Source organism: Amycolatopsis sp. 195334CR (assembly GCF_017309385.1).
Classification (GTDB): domain Bacteria; phylum Actinomycetota; class Actinomycetes; order Mycobacteriales; family Pseudonocardiaceae; genus Amycolatopsis.
In genome coordinates, this window is record NZ_JAFJMJ010000001.1 from 1,929,358 (window position 1) to 1,954,940 (window position 25,583).

Annotated in this window: 20 protein-coding genes; 6 read left to right on the forward strand and 14 right to left on the reverse strand. The window is 70.7% G+C overall.

Annotated elements, in window-relative coordinates; genetic code table 11:
- Window positions 1-52: 52 nt before the first annotated feature.
- Entirely contained in the window at window positions 53-604 is a 552-nt protein-coding gene (locus JYK18_RS09415) for a hypothetical protein (RefSeq protein WP_206801716.1), read from the reverse strand.
- Between the two features lie 121 nt (window positions 605-725).
- The gene (gene topA / locus JYK18_RS09420) at window positions 726-3,575 is read right to left on the reverse strand and encodes a type I DNA topoisomerase (protein ID WP_242579039.1); all 2,850 of its coding nucleotides are present in this window, start codon (window positions 3,573-3,575) and stop codon (window positions 726-728) included.
- Window positions 3,576-3,819: 244 nt separating this feature from the next.
- Between topA and JYK18_RS09425 the strand changes: the two genes are divergently transcribed.
- Window positions 3,820-4,668: a serine protease gene (locus JYK18_RS09425; protein WP_206801718.1), complete on the forward strand. Its 849-nt coding sequence runs from the start codon at window positions 3,820-3,822 to the stop codon at window positions 4,666-4,668.
- Between the two features lie 231 nt (window positions 4,669-4,899).
- Here the strand turns inward: JYK18_RS09425 and JYK18_RS09430 are convergent, their stop codons facing one another.
- The 4 genes from JYK18_RS09430 to JYK18_RS09445 form a co-directional block, all read right to left on the reverse strand.
- Window positions 4,900-5,529, reverse strand: a complete 630-nt coding sequence (locus JYK18_RS09430) for a hypothetical protein (RefSeq protein WP_206801719.1) — start codon at window positions 5,527-5,529, stop codon at window positions 4,900-4,902.
- A gap of 65 nt (window positions 5,530-5,594) precedes the next feature.
- On the reverse strand, window positions 5,595-6,221 hold the full coding sequence (locus JYK18_RS09435) for a hypothetical protein (protein WP_206801720.1): 627 nt from the start codon (window positions 6,219-6,221) through the stop codon (window positions 5,595-5,597).
- 126 nt (window positions 6,222-6,347) lie between these two features.
- Complete coding sequence (locus JYK18_RS09440; RefSeq protein WP_206801721.1) at window positions 6,348-6,956, reverse strand: hypothetical protein; 609 nt, start codon at window positions 6,954-6,956, stop codon at window positions 6,348-6,350.
- A 134-nt stretch (window positions 6,957-7,090) separates the two neighbouring features.
- A complete protein-coding gene (locus JYK18_RS09445; RefSeq protein ID WP_206801722.1) occupies window positions 7,091-9,385 on the reverse strand; it encodes a sodium-translocating pyrophosphatase in 2,295 nt (764 codons plus the stop codon).
- Between the two features lie 297 nt (window positions 9,386-9,682).
- Between JYK18_RS09445 and JYK18_RS09450 the strand changes: the two genes are divergently transcribed.
- Window positions 9,683-12,436, forward strand: a complete 2,754-nt coding sequence (locus tag JYK18_RS09450; protein WP_206804131.1) for a DEAD/DEAH box helicase — start codon at window positions 9,683-9,685, stop codon at window positions 12,434-12,436.
- On the opposite strand, the gene JYK18_RS09455 is transcribed toward JYK18_RS09450, so the two are convergent.
- From JYK18_RS09455 to ssd, 8 genes are all read right to left on the reverse strand, one after another.
- The gene (locus JYK18_RS09455) at window positions 12,403-13,041 is read right to left on the reverse strand and encodes a bifunctional DNA primase/polymerase (protein ID WP_206801723.1); all 639 of its coding nucleotides are present in this window, start codon (window positions 13,039-13,041) and stop codon (window positions 12,403-12,405) included. The genes JYK18_RS09450 and JYK18_RS09455 overlap by 34 nt on opposite strands.
- A gap of 382 nt (window positions 13,042-13,423) precedes the next feature.
- On the reverse strand, window positions 13,424-13,777 hold the full coding sequence (locus tag JYK18_RS09460) for an Rv3654c family TadE-like protein (protein WP_206801724.1): 354 nt from the start codon (window positions 13,775-13,777) through the stop codon (window positions 13,424-13,426).
- Window positions 13,764-14,108, reverse strand: coding sequence for a TadE family type IV pilus minor pilin (locus JYK18_RS09465; RefSeq protein WP_206801725.1), 345 nt, complete (start codon window positions 14,106-14,108; stop codon window positions 13,764-13,766). Before JYK18_RS09465 ends, JYK18_RS09460 begins: the two co-directional genes overlap by 14 nt.
- Complete coding sequence (locus tag JYK18_RS09470) at window positions 14,105-14,275, reverse strand: DUF4244 domain-containing protein (protein ID WP_206801726.1); 171 nt, start codon at window positions 14,273-14,275, stop codon at window positions 14,105-14,107. Before JYK18_RS09470 ends, JYK18_RS09465 begins: the two co-directional genes overlap by 4 nt.
- A gap of 24 nt (window positions 14,276-14,299) precedes the next feature.
- Entirely contained in the window at window positions 14,300-14,953 is a 654-nt protein-coding gene (locus tag JYK18_RS09475; protein ID WP_206801727.1) for a type II secretion system F family protein, read from the reverse strand.
- On the reverse strand, window positions 14,950-15,681 hold the full coding sequence (locus JYK18_RS09480) for a type II secretion system F family protein (protein ID WP_206801728.1): 732 nt from the start codon (window positions 15,679-15,681) through the stop codon (window positions 14,950-14,952). Before JYK18_RS09480 ends, JYK18_RS09475 begins: the two co-directional genes overlap by 4 nt.
- Complete coding sequence (locus JYK18_RS09485; protein WP_206801729.1) at window positions 15,675-16,826, reverse strand: TadA family conjugal transfer-associated ATPase; 1,152 nt, start codon at window positions 16,824-16,826, stop codon at window positions 15,675-15,677. Before JYK18_RS09485 ends, JYK18_RS09480 begins: the two co-directional genes overlap by 7 nt.
- Window positions 16,827-17,040: 214 nt before the next feature.
- Window positions 17,041-18,546: a septum site-determining protein Ssd gene (gene ssd / locus JYK18_RS47485; RefSeq protein WP_206801730.1), complete on the reverse strand. Its 1,506-nt coding sequence runs from the start codon at window positions 18,544-18,546 to the stop codon at window positions 17,041-17,043.
- Between the two features lie 713 nt (window positions 18,547-19,259).
- Between ssd and JYK18_RS09495 the strand changes: the two genes are divergently transcribed.
- The 4 genes from JYK18_RS09495 to JYK18_RS09510 all read left to right on the forward strand — a co-directional run bounded on the left by JYK18_RS09495 (window position 19,260) and on the right by JYK18_RS09510 (window position 25,491).
- Window positions 19,260-20,069 carry an HAD family phosphatase gene (locus JYK18_RS09495; protein WP_206801731.1) on the forward strand — a complete coding sequence of 270 codons (810 nt, stop codon included), beginning with the start codon at window positions 19,260-19,262 and terminating at the stop codon, window positions 20,067-20,069.
- 561 nt (window positions 20,070-20,630) lie between these two features.
- Window positions 20,631-22,481, forward strand: coding sequence for a glycoside hydrolase family 3 protein (locus JYK18_RS09500; protein ID WP_374195047.1), 1,851 nt, complete (start codon window positions 20,631-20,633; stop codon window positions 22,479-22,481).
- Window positions 22,482-22,485: 4 nt separating this feature from the next.
- Window positions 22,486-23,742, forward strand: coding sequence for an exo-beta-N-acetylmuramidase NamZ domain-containing protein (locus JYK18_RS09505; protein ID WP_206801732.1), 1,257 nt, complete (start codon window positions 22,486-22,488; stop codon window positions 23,740-23,742).
- Window positions 23,743-23,754: 12 nt separating this feature from the next.
- On the forward strand, window positions 23,755-25,491 hold the full coding sequence (locus tag JYK18_RS09510; protein ID WP_206801733.1) for a serine hydrolase: 1,737 nt from the start codon (window positions 23,755-23,757) through the stop codon (window positions 25,489-25,491).
- Window positions 25,492-25,583: the final 92 nt, after the last annotated feature.

A 25,583-nucleotide genomic window follows, 5' to 3' on the forward strand; every position in this document is an offset into this window, starting at 1 on the left:
GGCCTCGCGGGCCAGGGTATCCCCAATCGGCTGAGAGGGAGCCAGCGAGGGGTTAGCTGAAGATGCCGCTGATCCCGCTGACCAGGCTGGAAACCAGCTGGATCGCGATCACCACGAACAGGATCAGCAGCACCACGGCGATGGCCACCCCTGCCGAACCGCGGGAAGCGGGTGTCCTGGGCACGGCCGAGCGCGGCACCCGGGCCTTGGCCGACTGGCGAGCGCCGCGCAGGCGCTGGCGGAGCAGCTGCTGCGGCCGGGCGGGCCAGGTCCGCTGGCGCGGGATCACGCCCATCGGGGCCGGCGCGCCGCTGGGTGGCGTGGGCGCTTCCTTCGCCGCCGGTGGTGCTTCCGGTTCGGGTTCCGCCTGCTCGGGCGCGGCCTCCGGGGAGGTGCGCGGGCCGAACAGCTCGGGCTCGTTGGCCATCGCCGCCCGCACCATCTCCTGGACGGCGTCGGCGTCCGGCTGGATCGGCTTGGCGATCTCCACCTGGTACACGTCGTCGCGCACGGCACCGGCCAGCCCGGTCATCGGATCGGCGAACGCCGAAGGCGGTGCCGGGGGTTGCGTCCCGTCGCCGTCGTACAGCCTGTCGTCGCCCAACGCGCGCTCCTCGTGGTCCCTGGAAAGCGGTCCTTTCCAGGGTATCCACGAACGAGCAAGCTGAATCCGCCCAATGGCTGAGGCTTGTCGTCACGCTGCGCTGTCTTGCCCGGGGGCTACCTCAGCTCTTGGACTTCGCGGTGGTCTTCTTCGCCGGCGCCTTGCGCTTGGCCGGTGCCTTCTTCTTCGGCGCCGGACCCTTCGCCCGCTTCTCGGCGAGCAGCTCCGAAGCCCGCTCGGCGGTCAGCGACTCGATGCTGTCCGTCTTGCGCAGGGTCGCGTTGTACTCGCCGTCGGTCACGTACGGGCCGAACCGGCCGTCCTTGACCACCATCGGCTTCTTCGAGATCGGGTCCTCGCCGAGTTCCTTCAGCGGCGGCTTCGCGGCGGCCTGGCGTCCCCGGCGCTTCGGCTCCGAGTAGATCTTCAGCGCCTCTTCCAGGGTGATCGAGAAGAGCTGCTCCTCGGTCTCCAGCGACCGCGAGTCGGTGCCCTTCTTCAGGTACGGCCCGTAGCGCCCGTTCTGCGCGGTGATCTCGTCCCCGGACTCCGGGTCCTTGCCCACCACCCTCGGCAGCGACAGCAGCTTGAGCGCGTCCTCCAGGGTCATCGACTCGATCGCCATCGACTTGAACAGCGAACCCGTGCGCGGCTTCGGCTGCTTCGCCTTGGCCGCCTTCTTCTGGGCCGCGGTGGCGCCCTCCGGCAGCGGCTCCGGCTCCGGCAGCACCTCGGTCACGTACGGGCCGAAGCGGCCCTCCTTGGCCACGATCTCGTGCCCGCTGACCGGGTCGACACCCAGCGAACGCCCCTCCTGCGGGGTGGCGAACAACTTCTCCGCGATCTCCGCGGTCAGCTCGTCCGGCGGCAGGTCCTCGGGCAGGTTCGCGCGCTGCGACTCGCCTTCGACCTCGCGCTCCAGGTACGGCCCGTAGCGGCCGACGCGGACCACCACGGTCCGGCCGTCGGCGTCGCTGAACAGCGGGATCGAGTTGATCTCGCGGGCGTCGATGTCCTCGACGCTGCCCTCGACCAGCTTCTTCAGCCCGCCGAGCCGGCCGATCGAGCCGTCCACGCCCATGTCGCCGCCGAAGTAGAACTTCGACAGCCACTGCGTGCGCTGCTCGTCACCGGCGGCGATGCGGTCGAGCTCGTCCTCCATGCCGGCCGTGAAGTCGTAGTCGACCAGCCGCTCGAAGTGCCGTTCCATCAGGCCGATCACCGCGAAGGCCACCCACGAGGGCACCAGCGCGGAGCCCTTCTTCCAGACGTACCCGCGGTCCTGGATGGTCTTGATGATCGAGGCGTAGGTGGACGGGCGGCCGATGCCCAGCTCTTCGAGCTTGCTGACCAGGCTCGGCTCCGAGTACCGCGCCGGCGGCGAGGTGGTGTGGCCGTCCGGGCTCAGCTCGGTGGCGGTCAGCGCCTGGTCCTTGACCAGCTGCGGCAGCCTGCTCTGCTTGTCGTCGGCCTCGCCACCGGTCTCGGTGTCGACCGCCTCGACGTAGGCCTTGAGGAACCCGGCGAAGGTGATCGTGCGGCCCGACGCGGAGAACACGCACTCCTCGCCGGAGGTCGCGTTGCCGGTGATCCGGACCGAGATGGTGGTGCCCTTGGCGTCGGCCATCTGCGAGGCGATGGTGCGCTGCCAGATCAGCTCGTAGAGCCGGAACTCGTCGGCCTCCAGCTCCCCGGCGACCTGCCCCGGCGTGCGGAACACCTCGCCGGCGGGCCGGATCGCCTCGTGGGCCTCCTGCGCGTTCTTCACCTTGCGCGTGTACTGCCGCGGCTTGTCGGCCACGTGGTCCTTGCCGTACAGCTGCGCCGCCTGGCTGCGGGCCGCCTGGATCGCCGTCTCCGACAGCGTCGTGGAGTCGGTACGCATGTAGGTGATGTAGCCGTTCTCGTACAGCCGCTGGGCGGTGCGCATGGTGCGCTCCGAGGAGAACCGCAGCTTGCGCCCGGCCTCCTGCTGCAGCGTCGAGGTCATGAACGGCGCGTAGGGCCGCCGGGTGTACGGCTTCTCCTCCACGCTGGACACGGAGAACGCCTGGTCGCGCAGGGCCTGCGCGAGCTGGTTCGCCCCGGTCTCGTCGAGGATGCGCACGTCGGCGGCGGCGGACTTGAGCTGCCCGTCCGGGCCGAAGTCGCGGCCGGTGGCCAGGCGCGAGCCGTCCACCGAGAGCAGGCGCGCCGGGAAGGTCTGCGGCGAGGCGTCCGGGCCGGCGTCCATGGTCGCCGAGATGTCCCAGTAGGACGCCGAGGTGAAGCGCATCCGCTCGCGTTCGCGCTCCACCACGATCCGGGTGGCCACCGACTGCACGCGGCCCGCCGAGAGCTTCGGCATGACCTTCTTCCACAGCACGGGCGAGACCTCGTAGCCGTAGAGCCGGTCCAGGATGCGGCGGGTCTCCTGGGCGTCGACCAGGTCGGCATCCAGTTCGCGGGTGCTGTCCGCGGCGGCGCGGATGGCCTGCTCGGTGACCTCGTGGAAGACCATGCGCCGGACCGGCACCTTGGGCTTGAGCGTCTCCAGCAGGTGCCAGGCGATGGCCTCGCCCTCGCGGTCGGGGTCCGTCGCGAGGTAGAGCTCGTCGACGTCCTTGAGCAGGCCCTTGAGCTCGGTCACCTTGGACTTCTTGTCCGGGGTGACCACGTAGAGGGCCTTGAAGTCGTTGTCCACGTCCACGCCGAGGCGGGCCCACGACTCGCCCTTGAACTGGGCGGGCACGTCGGCGGCACCACGGGGGAGGTCACGGATGTGCCCGACCGAGGATTCGACGACGTAGCCGCCGCCGAGGTAGGGGGCGATCTTGCGGGCCTTGGTCGGCGACTCGACGATCACCAGGCGCCGCACGGCCCCGTTGCTTCCGGCGCCGCGCCCCGTCGCCCGGCCGCCCGCGGAGCCACCAGTGCCCGCAGTCTTCTTCGTCCGTGTCGATCCAGCCACGCTGTTCCGCTCTCCGCTCATCCCTCGTCGCCGTCACCGCGACGCCTGTTCGACCCGCCAGTGTGCACGCCGATGCCCGTTCGTGTCCGCACAGGTGGCGCAACACGCCGTTGACCGCACGTCCAGCGCATCGGCGCCGGGGTCGATGACGTTTCTCTTTCCAGAGCTAACACACCTCGTCCACCGGAATATTCATCGGCCCCCTGCGTAACCGATCGCCTACCCTCTGCGGTGACCACCTCACCGATCCGGAAAGGCCGCCAAGATGATCCGACGCCTGCTGGGCGCCACCCTCACCGCCACAGCCGGGTTCGCGCTGGTCAGCGCCGTGCCCGCGGCCGCGACGACCGCGGTGGACTTCGCCGGGACGGTCGCGCTGTCGAACTGCTCCGGCTCGGTCGTGAAGACCGCCTCGGCGGCCGCGGACGATCCGGCGCTCGTCCTGACCAACGGCCACTGCCTGGAAGAGGGCTTTCCCCAGGCCGGCGAGGTGATCGTCGACCAGCCGTCCTCCCGTACCTTCTCCCTGCTCAGCCCGGACGGCGCCAGTTCGGTCGGCGAGTTGCGGGCCAACCGGCTGGAGTACGCCACGATGACCGGGACGGACGCCGCGCTCTACCGGCTCGACGTCAGTTACACCCAGATAGAGCAGTCCTACGGGATCAGCGCGCTCGAGCTGGCGGGGCGGACGGCGGAGGGTACGCCGATCAACGTGGTGTCCGGCTATTGGAAGAAGGTGTACAGCTGTTCGGTGGATGCCTTCGTGCCCGAACTGAGGGAAGCGGACTGGTCCTGGCGCGACTCCATCCGGTACACCCCGGAGTGCGACACGATCGGCGGGACCTCGGGCTCCCCGATCGTGGACGCGGGTACGGGGAAGGTCATCGGCGTGAACAACACCGGCAACGAGTCGGGTGAGCGGTGCACCATGAACAACCCCTGCGAGGTGGACGAACAGGGGAACGTGACGGTGCGGCAGGGGCGGAACTACGGGCAGCAGACGCACCAGATCCCGGGCTGCCTGACCGCGGGGAGCCGGATCGACCTGAACCAGGCGGGGTGTGAGCTGCCGAGCCCGTCCTCGCTGCTCAAGTCCTCGCTGCTCAAGCCATAGCGACCCGCGCGGCAGCGGCCCGCTGCCAAGCCACGACTCGCCCACGCGCGACAGTTCGCTCACGCCATGACCTCGCCCGGGCGCAGCAGCCCGCTCACGCCATGACCTCGCCCAGGCGCAGCAGCCCGCTCCTCGAGCCATGACCTCGCCTCGGTGCGGCTGCCCGCTCCTCGAGCCATGGCTTCGCCGGGCGACGCTCGACCCAACCATCGCGGGCCGGGCGATCGCGCCTCAAGCCATGACTGACCGCGCGTAGTCCTCGGGAGGCGCGCCGCCCGGCCACAGCGCTTCCGCGCCGGGCGGCGGGTCGCCGATCAGCTCGGTCAGCGTGTCCAGCCGCCGCCTGCCGGTGACCCGGACGGCCGGTCCGCCCCCGCGCGGCCCGACCACCGGGCCCGGCACACCCGCCGCGGCCAGCGCGGCGGTCAGCGGAGCGTGCGTCTGCGGCGCTTCGACGTCCATCGGCAGGAAGTACCCGCGCTGCTCGGCCCGCCCGCCCGCGAGCGCCCACAGCCGCAGCATGCCGCCATCGAGCCGGAACCCCGGCGGCACCACCTTCTCGTCCCCGTCCAGCCAGGCGTTGGCCATCGGCAGCAGGTCGACCTGGAAGGCCGTGCGGACCAGCGGACTCCCGCAGTCGGCCGTGGTCAGCGTCACCCGGACACCCCGCCAGGCGAACTCGGCGGCCAGCAACCGCGCCCGCCACGCCTGTTCGACCACCACCTGCAACCGCGCCGCCGTCCGCCCGAACGCGGTCGCCTGCCCCTGCGCGCACAGCACCCCGGCCAGGTCGGACAACCTGGGCCCACTCGCTTCCACCGAGAAGAACGAGATCTGCCGCACCGCGACAGCGTAGAACATCCGTTCGAATATGAACAGTAACCGTGTGTTCGGCCGCGCCTCCGGCACGGCGGCGATCTCGTGCGTCAGGCGGTCGGCGGAGCCGGCGTCGCCAGGCTCGGCGAAGTGCCTTCCTCGGTCAGCGAACTGCAGGTCGGCGCGCGACGGCTGGCGTCGAGCAGGCGTGGCGCCGAAGAAAGCCCGCTGAGCAGGTCGGCGTTGGCGATCTCGTCGAGCGCGTTGCCCGCGGAGCTGATCGCCTCCTGCCCCTGCCGGGTACCCGGCCCGGAGCTGTCCAGCTCCTGCTTGGCCTGCACCACGCGCTCACGGATCCCGGTGTAGCTGTCGACCGCCGCGCGCTTCGCCTCGTCGCCACCGGGCGCGGGCGAAACGGGCAGGCCGTTGAGGTTGAGCAGCGTGCGGTCGAGGCCGCCGACCAGGGTGCCGAGCATCTCGCTGGCCGTGCTGGCGGCCGACTGCGGACTCGTCGGATCCACCCTCGGCATGCCCGCCATCGTCTCCAGCAGGCCGACCACGGCCCCGCAGTACTGGTTGGCCCAGGTCACCTCCGGGTCACCCTCCGGCGCCGACTGCGGCTGCGCGCCCGGCCCGACCTGGCTCCCCGTCCCGATCTCACCCGCCGGCTGCCCACAGGCGCCCAGCAGCACACCAACACCCACCACCGCGGCGAAAACACCCATCCGGGGCCGCAACGCCTACACCTCCTGTGACACCGGGGGCAAAGCCGTGTTCGACGGTACAGCGCCCGGGGGCATGCGCAACCCATTGGGGGCTCGGTTGGCAATTTTCTGCCTGACCGAGCCCCCGGTAACGACCGCTCAGCCGTTGAGCTTCTGGCAGTTCGGCTGGTTCTTGCCTGCCGCCTCGACCTCGGCGGTGCCCTTCGCCGAGGACATGCCGGTGCTGGCCTTCTGCAAGCCCTTGCCGACGTTCTGCAGGCTGGTCGCCGCTTCCTTCACCGCGCTCGCGTCGTCGGCGGGCGCCGCGTCGAGCTTCTCCTTGGCCGCCTTGGCCTCGTCGCGCACCGGCTTGAACAGCTCCAGCACCGAGGTCTTGGCGTCCTCACCGGCCTGCATCGGCGCCTTGTCGAGCTTTTCCAGGTCGTCGACCACCGGGCCGACGCTGCCCTCGATCTTGCCGAGGAAGTCCCCCACCGCGCTGCGCGCACCGGCCAGGTCACCCGGCTGCATGTCCGGCGGCTTCAACTGGCCGAGGTCGGCCAGCGGCCCGAGCGCACCGCAGAACTCGTTGACCCAGGCACCGGTGTCCCCGTCCGCCGCGGCGGGGGACGACGGCGCGGCCGACGGCGGCGCGGCGGGCGGGGCCGCCGCGTTGTCGGCGGGCTTGTCGTTGCCGCAGGCGGTAAGCGTCAGCGCGCACGCCAGTCCGGCGGCGGCCACGGCGAGGCGTGAAGCCTTCAGCCCCATCTGTGCTCCTTCGTTCGTGTGCGGACGAGCGCGCCGAGCGTACTCCGTTCAGCACAACGCATTGCTCCGCATCACCCAACGAAAACGGGCCCGCCCACACGCCGTTGTGTGGGCGGGCCCGTGACCGGGTTGCGTCAGGACGCGTTCGCGGCCTCGGCGCTGGCGGGCGTGTCGGCGATGGAGGTGCTCCGCCGCTTCGACACCACGATCGCCACCACGATGATCGCCACCGCGACCAGCGAGATGGCGATCCGGATGCCCATCGACGCGTCCTCGCCGATGGAGAACTGCACGACCGCGGGCGCGATCAGCAGCGACACCAGGTTCATCACCTTGATCAGCGGGTTGATCGCCGGGCCGGCGGTGTCCTTGAACGGGTCACCGACGGTGTCACCGATGACGGTGGCGGAGTGGGCCTCGGAGCCCTTGCCGCCGTGGTTGCCGTCCTCGACCAGCTTCTTCGCGTTGTCCCAGGCCCCACCGGAGTTGGCCAGGAACACCGCCATCAGCGTGCCGGTGGCGATGGCGCCACCCAGGTAGCCGGCGAGCGCGCCGGTGCCGAGGCCGAAGCCGACGGCGATCGGGGCGAACACCGCGAGCAGACCGGGCGTGGCCAGCTCCCGCAGCGAGTCGCGGGTGACGATGTCGACCACGCGGCCGTACTCGGGACGGGTGGTGCCCTCCATGATCCCCGGGATGTCGCGGAACTGGCGGCGCACCTCGTAGACCACCGCACCGGCCGCGCGGGAGACCGCGTTGATGGCCAGCCCGGAGAACAGGAACACCACCGCGGCGCCGAGCAGCACGCCGACCAGCGTGTTCGGCTGGACGATGTCGCTGATGAACCACTTCATCGCGTCCGCGCTCGCGCCGGAAACGCCTTCCAGCGCCTGGCGGATCGAGTCCTGGTACGAACCGAACAGCGCGGTCGCCGCGAGCACCGCGGTGGCGATCGCGATGCCCTTGGTGATCGCCTTGGTGGTGTTGCCGACCGCGTCCAGCTCGGTCAGGATGCCCGCGGCCTTCTCATCCACGTCACCGGACATCTCGGCGATGCCCTGCGCGTTGTCCGAGACCGGGCCGAAGGTGTCCATCGCGACGATGACGCCGACCGTGGTCAGCAGGCCGGTACCGGCCAGCGCGACCGCGAACAGCGCGACCGAGCCACCCAGCAGGTAGGCGCCGAACACCGCGCCGCCGATCACGATGGCGGTGTAGACGGCCGACTCGAACCCGACCGACAGACCGGACAGGATCACCGTGGCCGCACCGGTTTCCGAGGTCTGGCCGACGTCCTTGACCGGCTTGTACTCGGTGCCGGTGAAGTAGCCGGTCAGCCACAGGATGACGCCGGCCAGCACGATGCCGATGATCACCGCAACGGTGGCGATCACCGCGGGGTTGCCGGTGTTGCCGGCGAACTCGGTGCCGAAGTCGGCGAAGCTGCCGGGCAGGAAGACGAACGCGGCGATGGTGGAGAGCACCGCGGAGATCACCGCGGAGATGTAGAACGCCTTGTTGATCGTGGTCAGCCCGCTCTCGCCGACCTTCGCCTTGGTGATGTAGACACCGATCACCGCGGTGATCACGCCGATGGCGGGCACGATCAGCGGGAACAGCAGCCCGTCCACCCCGAAGGCGACACTGCCCAGGATGAGCGCGGCGACCAGGGTCACCGCGTAGGACTCGAACAGGTCCGCGGCCATCCCGGCGCAGTCGCCCACGTTGTCACCGACGTTGTCGGCGATGGTGGCAGCGTTGCGGGGGTCGTCCTCGGGGATGTTCTGCTCCACCTTGCCGACCAGGTCCGCGCCCACGTCGGCGGCCTTGGTGAAGATGCCGCCGCCGACGCGCATGAACATGGCGATCAGCGCGGCACCGAAGCCGAAACCTTCGAGCACCTTCGGCGCCTGGCCCGCGTACACCAGCACGACGACCGCGGCGCCGAACAGGCCGAGGCCGACCGTCGCCATGCCGACCGCACCACCGGTGCGGAAGGCGACGCGCATGGCCTTCTCCCTGCCGCCGTCCTCGCGCGACGCGGCCGCGACCCGGAGGTTCGCCTGCGTGGCGAGCCACATGCCGAGATAACCGATCGCGAACGAGAACCCCGCACCCACGAGGAAGAAGATGGAGCGCCCGATGCGCTCACCGATGTCCTCCGCGGGCAACGCGAACAGCAGCAAGAACACGACCACGCCGAAGATGGCGAGTGTGTTGCGCTGGCGCTTGAGGTAGGCGGCCGCGCCTTCCTGCACCGCCTTGGCGATCTCCTGCATCTTCTCGGTGCCCTGGCCGGCGGCCAGCACCTCCTTGAGCAGGAAATAGCCAACGACCAGTGCGGCAAGGGCGACCACGGCGACCACAGCCACGATGCTGTAGTCACCTCCGGAGAGCGTTAAGCCCTCCGCGAGGAACTGCCGGGACATTCGTCCTCCTGGAAATGTCGCCTGTAATCGGCGGTGACCAGGCTCGAAGAAAGCCGTGTCGACGCCGACATGGGATCTACACCACAAGTGGTGTGCTGCGCCGGAGTGTATTGGTACTGAGAGAGGCGTCGGCAAGGCGTCCCGGCGAGAACACGCTGCGTGAAGGCCGTGAGCTTGATCACTTGACCGTTCTTGTTGCCCCCCAACGGAGTCGCGAAAGCTGTCGGTGGCCTGTGCGAAGCTCGTCGAGTGCGACCAGCGACGAGCGGTGACCGAGGGCGACACCTGCTGCGCCGGATCACCGCGGGCATTCCCGAGTCCAGGAACCCGGTCACGCACGTCGCCGAGCTCCCGGCGCGGCCGCCGGGCTACCGCGACTGGCCGTCGTGGGCGCCGGAGGCGGTCACCGGGCGGTTCGTCGCGGCCGGGGTCGAGCGCCCGTGGGCGCACCAGGTCGACGCCGCCGACGCGGCGTGGTCGGGGCGGCACGTGGTGCTCGCGACCGGGACCGCGTCCGGCAAGTCGCTGGCCTACCAGCTGCCGGTGCTCTCCGCGCTGACCGCCGACGAGAAGGCGTGCGCGCTGTACCTGTCCCCCACCAAGGCGCTGGGCGCCGACCAGCTCCGCACTGTGTCCTCTTTGGACATTCCGGGGGTGCGCGCGGCGTCGTTCGACGGCGACACCCCGATGGCCGAGCGCGACTGGGTGCGGGCGCACGCGCGCTGGGTGTTCTCCAATCCGGACATGCTGCACCGCGGCATCCTGTCGGCGCACACGCGCTGGTCGCGGTTCTTCCGCAAGCTGTCCTACGTGGTCGTCGACGAATGCCACACGTACCGCGGGGTGTTCGGCTCGCACGTCGCGCTGCTGCTGCGGCGGCTGCAGCGCGTGGCGCGGCACTACGGCAGTTCGCCGGTTTTCGTGCTCGCCTCGGCGACCACGGCTGAGCCCGCCGGCTTCGCCGAACGGCTCACTGGCGTCGAATGCGTGCCGGTCACCGAAGACGCGTCCCCGCGCGGCGCGCGTACGGTCGCGCTGTGGGAGCCGCCGCTGCTCGATGAGCTGGCCGGGGAGAACGGGGCCCCGGTCCGCCGCTCGGCCGGCGCGGAGGCTTCGCGCATCCTCGCGGAGATGGTCGTCGAAGGCGCCCGTTCGCTCGCTTTCGTGCGGTCGCGGCGTGGCGCGGAGCTGACCTCGCTCGGCGCGCGGCGCATCCTCGCCGAGGTCGACCCGATGCTGCCGGAGAAGGTGGCCGCGTACCGCGCGGGTTATCTGCCGGAGGAGCGGCGCGCGCTGGAGAAGGCCCTGATGTCGGGTGAGCTCCTCGGGGTCGCCACGACGAACGCGCTGGAGCTGGGCGTCGACATCGCGGGGCTGGACGCCGTGGTGCTGGCCGGTTATCCCGGCACGCTCGCTTCGTTCTGGCAGCAGGCCGGACGAGCGGGGCGCTCGGGTGACCAGGCGCTGGTGGTCTTCGTCGCCCGCGACGATCCGCTCGACACGTACTTGGTACACCACCCCGCCGCCGTGCTGGACCGACCGGTCGAGACGGCGGTGCTCGACCCGGGCAATCCGTACGTGCTGGCTCCGCAGCTGGCGTGCGCCGCCGCCGAGCTGCCGCTGACCACCGACGAACTACCCGCCTTCGGCGGCGAGGGCGCCCGCGCGGTGCTCGACGAACTGGTCGCCGACCGGGTGCTGCGGCGCCGCTCGAGCGGTTGGTACTGGACTTCGCGGGACCGGCCCCAGCACCAGGTGGACATCCGCGGTTCCGGCGGCGAGCCGGTCGCCGTGGTGGAAGGCGACACCGGCCGCCTGCTCGGCACGGTCGACGCCGGCTCGGCGTGCAGCACGGTGCACCCGGGGGCGTTGTACCTGCACCAGGGCTCGTCGTACGTGGTGGACGAGCTGGACCTGGAGTCGGGGTTGGCGATGGTGCACGCCGAGGAGCCGGAGTGGAGCACGTCGGCCAGGGAGGTCGTGGACATCGCCGTGCTGGAAACCCACGAACGGCAGAAGTTCGGCGGGGTGACGGTCTGCCTGGGTGAGGTCGCGGTGACCTCGCAGGTGGTTGGGTACCTGCGCCGCCTACCGTCGGGTGGGGTGCTGGACCAGGTGGCGCTGGACCTGCCTGAGCAGGTGCTGCGCACCCGAGCCGTCTGGTACACCATCGCCGAGGACCTACTGACGGGTGGCTCGGCACGGACCTCCGCTCGATCTCCGCAGGACGCCGGATCGCCGCAGCTCTCTGATGAGTCGCCGCGCGCCTCCGCCGAGCCGCAGGTCTCCGCCGGGCCGCGGGTCTCCGCCAAGCCGCAGGTCTCCGCTGGATCGCCGCAGGTCTCCGGTAAGTCGCCGCGAGGCGCCGGTGAGGACCAGGAGTTCCCCGGCGGTGACCGGGAAGTCAGTGGTGGGGACGCGAAGCCTTCCGGCGAGGGCCAGAAGCTGTCCAGCGGGGACTGGGAACTCCCGAGTGGGGACCAGGAACTTTCCGGTGGGGACTCGGAGCGTTCCGGTGGGGACCCTTCCGGCGGGGGCCAGTCGAAGCCTTCCGGCGGGGACCGGGTGGAGTCTTCCGGTGGGGACGGGGAAGTTGAGTGCAGGGCACCGGGTCGCGCCGGGGTCGAACCGGCGCGGGTCCCCGGTGCCCTGCACGCCGCCGAGCACGCGGCGATCGGCCTGCTACCGCTGTTCGCTACGTGCGACCGATGGGACATCGGCGGTGTGTCAACCGCGCTGCACGCTGACACCGGGGAGGCGACGGTGTTCGTGCACGATGGCCATCCCGGGGGTGCGGGATTCGCCGATCGCGGTTTTGCCGCGTTGGTCCCATGGCTGGCCGCTACGCGGGAGGCGATCGTCTCCTGCGAGTGCCCGGCGGGATGCCCGTCCTGTGTTCAGTCGCCCAAGTGCGGGAATGGGAACGAACCACTGGACAAGGCGGGGGCGGTGACCGTGCTGGATCTCGTGTTAGGGGCTGTTGGTCGTCACGAGTTCCCGCGTGGTCACGGGGTCGATCAGGCCGCCGACGGTTCGGCGACGGCCAGCTGAACACGCGCGCCCTCGAGCGCGCGGGAAAGCACGTCGTGCACGACCGCCGCGTCCGGCAGTCGCCAGCCCCAGACCTCGGGCTTGACCCGCCAGTGCACGACACCGTGCTGGAACGGGGTCGGCGGGAGCGGGATCCAGCTGCCCTCGCCGTGGTACCGGACCGACTCGCGACCGGCCAGTTCAGCCGGGCACCCGGTGGCCGAGGCGGTGGTGAGGAACAGCCACCGCCCGTTCGGCATGGCCACGATCGGTGCCGGCTGGCCGAGCGCGCGGAGCAGGCAGGCCGCGCGGCGGCCCAGCTCGTCGTCCACCTCGACCGCGTCGACCACGGTGCCGGTGGCGACCAGGAGGCTGTACGGCGCCTCGGTCCACCAGGCGGCGACCCGGTGCGGATGGGCGCCGACCTCGTCACGCCAGTTCTGGTGCACCGGAACCGGCGTCTGCCACTCGGCGTCGGCCCCGGCCTGGTCGGTCGCCGACTCGGGAACGGCCGGGTAAGTGCCCGGCAGCACCGGCCAGCCACGCCCGGCGAGTCCGATCGCCTCGGCGCGCAGTTCGATGCGGAAAGCGCCGCGCCAGCTGTCCGACCAGTCTGTGTCCAACATTTCCTGCCTGCTCTCCTAGCTGCTTCAACCGCGTGAGCGGCTCTGCAATCAAATAAACGGCAAGTTGCAGAACGCCGGAAGTACTCACGCGACGGCCGGTGCGAATCGGACGACGAATGAATCCCAGGCCACCGGAGAACCGAAGATCTCCCGATTCGGGACCTCCGCGACGCCCGCTGTTCACCTGAAGCGGACATTTCCACGCTCTACCAACGGTTTTCGCGAACCAGACGACGATCCGGCAGCACACAGTGATACGTGCGCGCAACAGAACGTGATACCGCTCACCGCGCCTGGCCGACCGTTGCTCGTGGCTGCGGGTGACCGTTCGCCGTACGCGCGAGCAGTGGGACCGTTCATCCCTGCCGTTCGTCGCAGGAGCTCACGACGAGCTGTCGATCGGCCCAGCCCGCGCCCTGGCCGAAGCGGCCGGGAACCGGGCCAGCGGACCGGGCAGCACGGCCCGCGTCTCGACCAGTGCGTCCCACCGGTCGAGCCGGCATCCGACCAGCTCGACCCGCATTTCCGTGACCACCTGCCCGGCCTTCGCGCAGGCGATCTCCACCCCGTCCACGGCCGCTCCGGCTGCCGCCAGCGCCGCCAGATCAGCGGCAGCCGCCGCCCGCTGCCGGGCGAGCACCGCGGCCCCGAGGCCGTACAGCGCGGTCGCCACCAGCACCAGCGCGGCGACCGCGGACGCCGCCCAGACGGTGGCGGCACCGTCATCCCGGCGCACTGGCCACCGCCGGTTCGTACAGCGCGTAGGCGCGACCGTTCAGCCGGAGCCCCGGTAGGAACCTGGCCCCGGCCGCCACCTCGACGGTGACGGCGTCCCCCTCCAGTCGCACGGCGAACTCGGCACCGGCGGGCCCGATCTCCCGGACCGCCCGCTCGACCGTCTCCGGCTGCCCGCGGGCGACCAGCCGGGCCGCTTCCCTGGCCGCGTCCGCGCACCGCAGCTGGTCGGCCATGGCCACCAGTCCCCCGATGAGCAGGAAGAAGAAGGCGGTCAGCGCACCGATCGCGATGGCGGCCTCGACGGTCACCGCGCCGCGGTCGACGCTCATGTCCGTTCCTCCAGCGAATCTTCGACCACGGAAGTCAGCAGGCCCTCGACCGTCCCGTTGGTGAGCACCACGTACAACAGCCCGGCCAGCGCGATGAGGGCCACGGTCACCAACGCGAGCTCGATGGTCACCGAGCCGGCGTCCGGATGCGCCTCGTTCAAGATCATTGGTTGGCTCCTTTCTTCTGAAGTTCAGGGAAGGGTCAGTTGCCCGGCGAGGCCCGCGAGCACGGGCAGCACGCCCCAGCAGAGAAAGGCGGGCAGGAAGCACAGGCCGAGAGGAGCGGTGACGAGCACTCCGGCGCGTTGCGCCCTCGCCTCGGCCTGGTCCTTCATCGCCGCTCGGACGCGCTCGGCCATCACCTCGGCAACCCCGGCCAGTGCCGAGCCCGACCGAGCCGTGCGACGAGCGGCCCTCGCCAGTTCGGCGGTTTCGGGGCACGCACCGGCCGCCGACCAGGCCTCGGCCGGATCCGCACCGAGCGCGAGCAGCTCGGCCGTCGATCGCAGCGTCGCGGCCACTTCACCGGGCGCGCCGACGGCGACCGCCCGGATCGCGACCGGCACCGGCAGCCCGGCTCGCAACGCCGCGGCGAGCAGATCCCAGCCGGCAGCGAGCCGACGAGCGTCAGCGGCCGAAGGTGCGCGTGGCCGTCTGGCGAGCAGTCGTGTGACCACCACCAGCACGGTCACCAACACCGCGCCCCAAAATCCGGCCACCGCCACTCCCAAGCCCACCACGGCGAGTTCGGGCACCAACCGGGGCAGCGGCTTGGCCTTGCGCGGCATCCCGCTCGGCCACAGCGCGACGGCTCCGGCCATCAGCGCCACCGCGGCGGCCGTCATGACGCGATCCTGGTCAGCCGAGCTGTCCAGACCACGCCCGCGGCGAGCAGACCCGCGCCGAACAGCAGCAGCAACTGCCCCAGGCCGGTGCTCGCGAGCAGGTGCAGCGGTCGCGCACCGAGTGCCTCGCCGAGCAGGATCCCGAGCACCGGCAACGCGGCGAGCACCACCGCGCTCATCCTCGGTCCAGACATCGCGGCGTGGGCCTGCCGGGCGAACCGCAGGCTCGAGTCGATGTCCCGGCGAACCGCGCTGAGCACGCCGGCCATCGGCAGACCGTGACGGTGGGCGAGCCGCCAACTGTGGGCCAACTGCCCGACGTCGTCGTTTGCCGGGGCCGTGTCGTCACCGAAATGCACGGCGCCGGCTACGGCTCGCACGGCCTTGGCCACCTCGGGCGGTGAGTCCACGGCGGCCACTTCGGCTGCGGTGGCGGGGTCGGCTCCGGCGTTGAGTTCGGCGGCCATCGTGCGCATGGCCTCGGCCATGCCTTCGGCTTCCGCGATCTGCGTTCGGCCCGTTCTGGTCGAGCGCCAGAAGTACCGGCCCGCCGCGGCGAGCACGACCACTGCCACCGGCCCGGCCGGACCCAGTGCGAGAAAGGCGGTCAGCAATGCGATCACGCAACCGATGACTGTCGCGAGTAGACGGTTGCGGGGTCGGTCGGTGGCCCGCCCGGGCCAGGTGAGCAACGCGGCCGCGGCGAGCAGCAGGACAAGGGTCAGCATCGTCGGCCTCCGGGTCTGGGGAGGAGGGAACGCAGAGCCGGTCCGTGCTCGGTCCACATGCCGTCCTGCCAGGCGGTGTCCACCTGGAGGCCGTCGACACTTCGGCGCACCACCGCGATCTCGGTGAGGCGGCGGGTGTTGTCCCGGCCGCGGACCATGTGCAGCACCACCCGGATCGCGGCGGCGACCTGGCTGTGCACGGCGTCGCGGGAAAGTCCGCCCAGCGCTGCCAGTGCTTCGAGACGCGCCGGGACTTCGCTCGGCGAGTTGGCGTGTAGCGTGCCGGAACCGCCTTCGTGACCGGTGTTCAGGGCGGCGAGCAGCTCGCAGACTTCGCGGCCGCGCACTTCGCCGACGACCAGCCGGTCCGGTCGCATGCGGAGGGCTTGGCGGACCAGCTCGCGCAGGGTGACCTCACCGACGCCCTCCACATTGGGCGGACGCGCGACGAGGCGGACGAACTGGGGGTGGGAGGGCTGCAGTTCGCCGGCGTCCTCGACGCAGACGATGCGTTCGGTCGGCGGAATGGTGGCGAGGAGGGCGGACAGCAGCGTGCTCTTGCCCGCTCCGGTGCCGCCGGTGACCAAAAAGGCCAGTCGGGCGGCGACGATCTCGCGGAGTACCGCGGCGCCTGTCGCGCTGAAGGTGCCGAGGCGTTGCAGTTCGGCGAGGTCGTGTTTGGCCGGGCGGAGCACGCGGAGGGAAAGGCAGGTGCCGTCCGGCGCCAGGGGCGGGAGCACGGCGTGCAGGCGGACGCGCCCGTGTGGACCGGGGATCCAGCCGTCGACGAACGGCTGCGCGTCGTCCAGTCGACGTCCGGCGGTCATCGCCAGACGCTGGGCGAGGCGCCGGACGGCGTCCTCGTCGACGAAGGTGACCTCGGTTCTGTGGAGGCCGTCGGCGGCCTCGACCCAGACTTCGCTGGGGTGGGTGACGAGGACGTCGGTCACGTCGGGGTCTTTGAGGAGTGGTTCGAGTGGGCCGGCGCCGATGAACTCGTGGCGGACCAGGCGCAGGGTCTCGAGCAGTTCCTCGTGACCGGCGATGCCGGTGGCTTCGGCACGCACGGCCTCGGCGAGCGCGGTCGTGCTGGTGCCCTCACGAGCGAGGCGACGGCGGACGCGGTCTACGAGTTCGGTTGTCATGACGGCGCTCCCGTGTCGGGTGGGGCGGGGATCGCGTTCGGGTGGGTGGGTTTTGTGGGCGGCGGTTTGGGGGTCGGTGGCGGTTTGGGGATGGGGGGTGGTTTGGGGATTCGGGGTGGCATGGGGACGGGCGGGCGGAGGGGGTCGGGAGTGGTGAGGGGCTTGGTGATGGGGTGCTTGCTGGGGGCGGGTGGGTTGGGGCGGGATGGGGTGGTCATGGGGTGAACTCCTGGCGTGGGAGAGCGGCTAGTGCGGAAGCGGCGACGGTGAGCAGGGGGCCGCGGGGTCTGGGGTGGAATGCGCCGCGGTTAAGGCGGAATTCCTGGCGGTATTCGGCTAGGAGCGGGATGTCGAGGGCGGCGGCGACCTGTTTGGCGGAGGGGCCGGAGCGAGCGGGGCCTCGGGCGACGAGGCGGATTTCGGCGCCGGTGCCGCGGAGGAGGGCGACCACGCGTTTGGCGGCGATGCAGGCTCGGAAATTCAGCGGGACGACCACGAGCGCCAGGTCAGCACGGGCGGCGGCTTCGGCGGAGCCGTTGCCGAGGTGGCGCGGGAGGTCGCAGATGACGAACCGGCCGGCGCGGCGGGCGGCTTCGATCACGGTGGCGATTGCCTCGCCGTTGAGGGGTGGGATGTGGAGATCGGGGTTGTGAGAGGGGCGGGCCGCGCTGTGTGGATGGGGGCTGTGGTGGTCGGCGGTGGAAGGGCTGGCGCGTCTGGCGCCCGGTGGAGAGGCGCGACGGTCCGCGCCGAGGGACGAGGGCGGGCGGGCCGCGCTGAGAGACGAAGTGGAGTGCGGCGCGCCGAGAGACGAGGTGGGGCGGGTCGCGCCGACAGATGAGGTGGGGTGGGTCGCGCTGAGAGACGAGGTGGGGCGGGGCGGGCTAAGTGAAGGGGGATGGTGGGACGAGTTGGGCGGTGGGGTGGAGTGATCCGGGTCGGAGGGCGTGGTGCGGTGGGTGGTGCGGGAGGGAGCGGGCGGGCGGTTGCCGGTGTTGGGGGTGTGGCGGGTGGACGGTGGGCTGCTGGAGAGAAAGGCGAAGTGGGTGCGGCGGGGCGCCGTTGTGGTGGGGAGCGGGCGGAATCGGGTGAGGAGGGTGGACGCGGGTGGGGTGCAGTCGTGGTGTGGGAGGGAGTCTTCTAGGGCGGACAGCAGGATGCGCCCCGAGTTCACCCGGAGGTCCGGCCAGCGGGCGTGCTGGTGGTTTTCCGCGCCCAGCAAGACGTCCAGGCCGCCGCTGAGCGGGTCGCAGTCGAGGAGCAGGGTGTGTTCGCCGGAGCGGGCGGCGGCGGTCGCGAGGCCGGCCGCCAGGACCGTCGCACCGGCGCCGCCGCAGCCGCCGACGACGGTGAGGACGCGGCCGCCGGGGCGCGGCGGGCCGTCGACGATTTCGGCGAAGGCTTTCAGTACGGCGGTTTCGTCGTCCGGGAGGGAAAGCACCTGTTGCGCGCCGACGGCGAAGGCGCATTGCCAGGTGCGCGGCTCCGGTGGCCCTTTGCAGATCACCAGCACGTCTTTTCGCGGCGGCAGTGTCACGGGGTCGTGCTCGATGACGGCAGCTTCGTCGATCAGCACCAGCGGTGCGTCTTTCCAGCGCACCCGCGCGTCGTAGAGGTCGGGAACCCGCTCGATTTCGCAATTCGCGACCGCGGCGAGGCGGAGTACTTCGTCGAGTACGACCGGGTCGGTCGCGACGACGAGGGCACGTTTTCCGGTCACAGTTGTCCCCCTGTTCCGCTGGGCGGGCCTGGGGTGGCCCGGTTTCCACGGTCACCGGGGTGGGTGGGGTGAGACAAGGTGGGAATGAGTCGCCTGTGGACAAGTGGTTGGTTGTGGACAACTCGGGCGGCGGGCGGGATGGCCGAGTAACGGCACGGAAAGCAACTAGGAAGTCACGAGATGAGGGGATTTCGGGACACGAAGTCGCTAGAGGAACGGCAGAGCACGGAGGGAACGAGCGTCAGGAACGCCGGGTCATGAGCGATAGGCGCCAGAATTTGAGGTCGGGAGTGAGAGTGCCGCAGCCGGGGCACGAGGGCGCGGGCGAGAGCCGGAACACCAGATGCGGGCGAGAGGAACGCCAGGGCTTGGGGGCGCGAGTGGGGCGCCGGACTTCAAGGGGATGAAGGAGTGCCGTGATTGGAAGGCGTGGTGGTGGGAAAGCGCGGGGGCGGGAAGGCGCGGGGCGCAAATAGAGCGACCCCCGCCAGGGGGGAGGGGCGGGGGTCGCTGGAGGTCCAGCCCCGGGGGGTCGGACTGAACCGGCCCGGGTGACACCGGGCACCACCACTGTAACCACCCGATCAGCGCGTTATCGCTGTTCAAGACGCCCACAATTCGGTAACGGAACTCCGGATCGCCCACCCTCCCCTGTCGTGGATTTTCCGCCCGCACCGGGGAACAGTGCCGCGGCCACGCCTATTGTTGAACACGTGGCAGACCCCCGCTTCACGCCGCCGGGCTCGCCGGTGGCCGCGTTCTTCGACCTCGACAAGACGATCATCGCCTCCTCCAGCGCGCTGGCCTTCAGCAAACCCCTGCTCAGCCGGGGACTGATCAACCGCAGGGCCGCCTTGAAAAGCGCCTACGCCCAGCTCGTCTTCTCCCTTTCCGGCGCGGACGCCAGCAAGACCGAGCGGATGCGCGCCGAGATCTCCGCGCTGTGCCGTGGCTGGGACGTCTCGCAGGTCCGCGCGATCGTCGCCGAGACCCTGCACGACGTGGTCGACCCGCTGGTCTACGCCGAGGCCGCCGAGCTGATCGCCGAGCACCGCGCCCGGGGCCATGACGTGATCGTGCTTTCAGCCACCGGGGAAGAGGTGGTGGCACCGATCGCGGAAATGCTCGGGGCCACCCACAGCGTGGCCACCCGCATGCAGATCGTCGACGGCCGGTACTCCGGCGAGGTGGACTTCTACTGCTACGGCGAGAACAAGGCGGTCGCGGCGAAGCGGCTCGCCGCCGAACGCGGGTACGACCTCGCCGACTGCGCCGCCTACACCGACTCCAGCACGGACATCCCGCTCCTCGAAGTGGTCGGCCGCCCGCACGTGGTCAACCCGGACCGGATGCTGCGCCGGCTCGCCACCGAGCGCGACTGGCCGGTGCTCGCCTTCACCCACCCCGTGCCGCTGCGGAGCCGCCTCGCGGGGCCGGCGATCGCGGTCGGTATCGGGATGGGCGCGGTGGCCGCCGGAGCCACCTGGTACGGGCTCGCCAAGCGCCGCAAAGGCAAGTCCTGAAACCTCACCCGGTTGACATAACCGCAGGTAGAACAGGGTGCAAGCGGTTCTGAATCGTGTCTCTGTACCGGTGCACCCGATCGCGCCCTTGTAGTGACCGGCATCACTGGCGTACAAAGTGAGTGCGGACCTCTTGTCGGCCAGGGACGAGGCGAAGAGAAGCCTTACTCCACCCCGAAAGGGCTCCGTGCGCGGACTCCGGGCACCCACGCGCAGCACGCCGCGGGAGGCTTGTCGTCTAGGGATTGCGTACCGGGACGCCGGACGCCGAGTCCAGGTAGGTACGACTGGAGTTGCACGCTTGGTAACCCAGCAGTCCGCGCGAGCAGGCGGCGCCGATTCGTCGGCGCCGCCTGCAGCATGTTCGGGGTGCGCACGAACGTTTGGGACACGCCGGAATCACGGTGTGAGCGCTGCGTACTCCGAACGGCACAGCGGGTCGTTGACCGGCACAGTTTCGGTGAGTAGCTTCCCGATGCCGGTCCAAACAGGTGAGTCCCCAACTCCATACCGGCTATACCTGTCAGCCGAGCAGAACCGAACAGGGAGGCCGAAGTGAGCATCGGGCGCACGCGCAATCACCCACGGAGGAACCATGCGCTCGCCGCGTCGGTGGCCGCGTTGCTGGCCACCACCGGGGTGGCGGGGGCCGTGCCCGCGTCCGCGATGAACCCGGCCGACACCCCGGCGAAGCGCCAGCAGGCCGCCCAGCGGCAGGACGACGCCGAGACCGCCGAGGCGCAGCAGTCGCTGGCGCGGATGACGCTGGAGCAGAAGGTCGGCCAGTTGTTCGTCGCCGACGTCTTCGGCAAGTCGGCCACCGAGGTCCACCAGAGCAACCAGAACAAGTACGGCGTCGGCACGCCCGCCGAGGTGGTCGAGAAGTTCGGCGTCGGCGGGGTCATCTACTTCAACAACCCCGGCACCGACAACATCGACGACCCGGTCCAGCTCGCGAAGTTCTCCAACGGCCTGCAGCAGGCCGCGTTGAACTCGGGCGCGAAGCTGCCGCTGATCCTGTCGGTCGACCAGGAGGGCGGCCGGGTCACCCGGCTCGGCAAGCCGGCCACCGAGTACCCCAGCAACATGGCGGTCGGCGCGGGCCGCAGCACCGAGGACGCCCAGCGCCTGGCCACCATCAACGGCCACGAGCTGCGGGCCGTCGGCATCGCGCAGAACTTCGCGCCGGACGCCGACATCAACTCCAACCACCTCAACCCGGTGATCGGCTCGCGCTCCTTCTCCTCCGACCCGGCGCTGGCCAGTTCGCTGGTCACCGCGGAGATCGAGGGCTACCAGCGGTCCGGCCGCGCGACCGAGACGGTGTCCACCGCCGCCAAGCACTTCCCCGGCCACGGTGACGCCGCCGAGGACAGCCACACCGGCCTCCCCGAGATCAAGCGGACCGAGGCGGAGTGGCGCGCGATCGACCTGCCGCCGTTCCAGGCCGCCATCGACGCGGGCGCCGACTCGATCATGACCGCGCACATCACCGTGCCGAGCCTGGACCCGTCGGGCAACCCGGCCACGCTGTCCAAGCCGATCATGGGCGACCTGCTCCGCGGTGAACTCGGCTACCGCGGCGTGGTGGTCACCGACTCCCTCCAGATGGCGGGCGTGCGCAAGCTGCACCCGGACCACGAGATCCCGGTGCTCGCGCTGGAGGCGGGCGTCGACCAGATGCTCATGCCGCCGCACCTGGACGTGGCGATCAACGGCGTGCTCGACGCGGTGAAGAGCGGCCGGATCACCGAGGACCGGATCAACGAGAGCGTGATCCGCATCCTCAAGCTGAAGCTCAAGCGCGGCATCTTCGCCAAGCCGATGGCGGACGTGGGCGCGGTCAAGAACAAGGTCGGCACCCCGCAGCACCTCGCCGACGTGCAGGCGCTGACCGACCGCACCACCACCGTGCTGCGCAACGACGCGAACCTGCTGCCGCTGCCAAACCCGGGCAAGACGCTGGTCACCGGGTACCACCGGCCGGACTACCCCGGCTATCCGGCCGCGCCGGTCCCCGTGCTGGCCAACGCGCTGGGCGCCACCGGGCTGCCCACCGGCACCAGCCCGAACGCGGACACCGTGGCGAAGGCGGTCGAGGCGGCCAAGGGCGCGGACACCGTGGTCGTGCTGACCAACGGCCTGCGCACCAGCGCGAACCAGGTCAACCTGGTCAAGGCGCTGCAGGCGACCGGCAAGCCGGTGGTCGCGGTGGCCGTGCAGGAGCCGTACGACCCCGGTTACGCGGACGTGCCGACCTGGGTCGCCACCTACGACTGGCGTGAGGTCACGATGAACTCGCTGGCGAAGGTGCTCAAGGGCGAGGCCTCGCCCCAGGGCAAGCTGCCGGTGAACATCCCGGCCGCCGACGGCAAGATCCTGTTCCCCTTCGGCCACGGACTGAGCTGGTAATCCCATGAGCTTCACACGACGGCGACTGCTCGGCGGCGCGGCCGCGGCCTCCCTGCTCACCGTGGGCAGCGCGAGCGCGCAGGAGAACGACACCCAGCACCACGGCTCGGTGGTCACCGGCGCCGACCAGCTGGCGAAGCAGGGCTGGCAGCCGCTCGCCGGGCGCAAGCTCGGCGTGCTGTCCAATCCGACCGGCGTGGTGGCGGACTTCGACCACACCGTCGACTCGATGGTGGCGGCCGGTGTTCGGCCGGTGGCCGTCTTCGGGCCGGAGCACGGGTTCCGCGGCAGCGCGCAGGCCGGTGGCTCCGAAGGCGACTACGTCGACCCGCGCACCGGCATCCCGGTGTACGACGCGTACGGCGCCGACGCCACCAAGCTGGCCGGGATGCTGACCAAGGCGGGCGTGGACACCGTGGTGTTCGACATCGCCGACGTCGGCGCCCGCTTCTACACCTACATCTGGTCCATGTACACCGCGATGGTGGCCGCCGCGAAGACCGGCGCCGCCTTTGTCGTGCTGGACCGGCCGAACCCGCTCGGCGGCCGGGCGTACGGCCCGATGCTGGACCCGGCGTTCGCCTCCGGCATCGGCCGCAAGCCGATCGTGCAGCAGCACGGCATGACCGTGGGCGAGCTGGCCAGGTACTTCGCCGGTGAGTTCCTGCCAGCCGACGGCGTCGAACCGCCGAAGCTGGAGATCATCCAGGTCAAGGGCTGGCGGCGGGACACCTTCTTCGCCGGTACCGGTCTGCTGTGGACCCCGCCGAGCCCGAACATGCCGACGCCGGACACCGCGCTGGCCTACCCGGGCACCGGGATGTTCGAGGGCACGGTGTTCTCCGAGGGCCGCGGCACCACGCGGCCGTTCGAGATCATCGGCGCGCCGAAGCTGGACTGGCGGTGGCGGGAGGCGCTCGACGAGCTGAACCTGCCGGGCGCGCGGTTCCGCGAGAACTACTTCGTGCCGACGTTCCACAAGTTCGTCGGCGAGACGTGCGGTGGGGTGCAGCTGACCGTCACCGATCCGCGGGCCTTCGACGCGGTCCGCACCGGGGTGGCCATGCTGGTCACCGCGAAGAAGGTGCACCCGGACCTGTTCGGCTGGCGGCCGGACAACTTCATCGACAAGCTCTCGGGATCGGCCCGGTTGCGGACCATGGTCGACGCCGGGGCCGGCGTGGACGAGATCGTCGGTTCGTGGCAGGGCGAGCTGGCGGACTTCGATCGCAGACGGCGGCAGTACCTGCTCTACAAGTAGGGGGACGGACGGATGAGGCTCGGCGCGCTGATCGCGATCGCGGCGGTCACCATGGCGGGTATGACCTCGAGCGTGGTCGCCGCCGAGGGGGAGGCGGTGACGGGCCGGTTCGACCGGCCGCAGCAGGGGTTCGCCCCGCCGGGCACCGTGCTGCGCCCGGCCACGCCCGAGGAGGCCGGGCTCGATCCCGCCCCGCTGCTGGCCGCCGAGCAGAAGATCGACGCCTGGACCAAACCGGACAGCACCGGGCACCCGCTGTTCGCCGGCGCGGTGGGCCTGCAGATCCACGACGGCATGGTGGTGAACACGCACACCGCCGGGTTCGCGCTGCGGTACGCCGACGGCGCCGGGACCGAACTGCCGCCGGAGCAGCAGGTGCCGATGCGCCTCGACACCATCTTCGACCTGGCCTCGATCTCGAAGCTGTTCACCTCGCTCGCGGTGATGCAGGTGGTCGAGACCGGGCAGGTCGACGTCGACGAGCCGGTGGCCACCTACCTGCCGGAGTTCGGGGTGAACGGCAAGGAGGGCATCTCCGTTCGCCAGCTGCTCACGCACACCTCCGGGCTGGAGCCGTTCCTGCCGCTGTGGCGCGACTGGCCGGACAAGGCCGCGCGCATCAAGGCGGTCATGGACGTCAAGCCGATGTACGTGCCGGGCAGCACCTACAAGTACTCCGACCTGAACCTGATCACGCTGGGCGTGCTGGTGGAGCGGATCACCGGGCAGCCGCTGGACGTGCGCGTGCGCGAGGGCATCACCGAACCGCTCGGCATGGTGGACACCGGGTACAACCCGCCCGCCGAGAAGCTCGACCGGATCGCCGCGACCGAGTTCATGGCCGTGCCGGACCGCGGCATGGTCCGCGGCCAGGTGCACGACGAGAACGCGTGGTCGCTGGGCGGGGTCGCCGGGCACGCCGGGGTGTTCTCCACCGCCGCCGACCTGTCCGTGCTCGGGCAGGCCATGCTCAACGGCGGTTCGTACGGCGGTCAGCGGATCCTGCGCCAGGACAGCGTCCGGCAGATGCTGACCGACTACAACCAGGCCTTCCCCGGTAACGCGCATGGACTCGGCTTCGAGCTCGACCAGCTCTGGTACATGGGCGGGCTGACCTCGCCGGCCACCGCCGGGCACACCGGCTTCACCGGCACCTCGCTGGTCATCGACCCGACCTCGCGCTCGGTCGCCATCCTGCTGACCAACCGCGTGCACCCGACCCGGACCTGGGGCTCGATCAACGTGGCCAGGGAGGCCTGGGCGACCGCGCTCTCGCGGGCGCTCGCGGTGCCGCCGAAGCACGGACCCGACGCGTGGTTCTCGGAAATCGGTAACCAGACGTCGGCCACGCTCACCACGGCGCCGCTCACCGTGGGTGACCGGCCGCTGAGAGTGACCTTCGACACCTTCGTCGACAGCGAAAGCACCGATCAGCTGGTGCTGGAGTCCTCGGTGGACGGGACGTCGTGGCAGCCGGTGTCACTCCGGGCCGCCGGTCCCGGCGCGCCCGGCGGGGAGGTCCCGGCGCTCTCCGGCACCGGGCACCGATCTTGGTGGACGGTCAGCGCGATGGTGCCCGCCGCGCCGAATGTGGCCCTGCGCTGGCGTTACACCACGGACAAGCAGTACACCGCCCGCGGCGTGCTGTTGGACGGCGTTAAGGCCGTTGTGTCCGGTAACGCGGTACTGGACCTGGAACGCACGCCGGAAGCTGTAACGCCGCAGGGATGGCAGTTGCGTAATCGGTGAGTCACGCCGCGCTGATTGAACGGCCGCAAAGATGTTGAATCTTCTACGACAAGTCACAACATCGTTACCCATTTGGGCCAATCGGCGCAGAT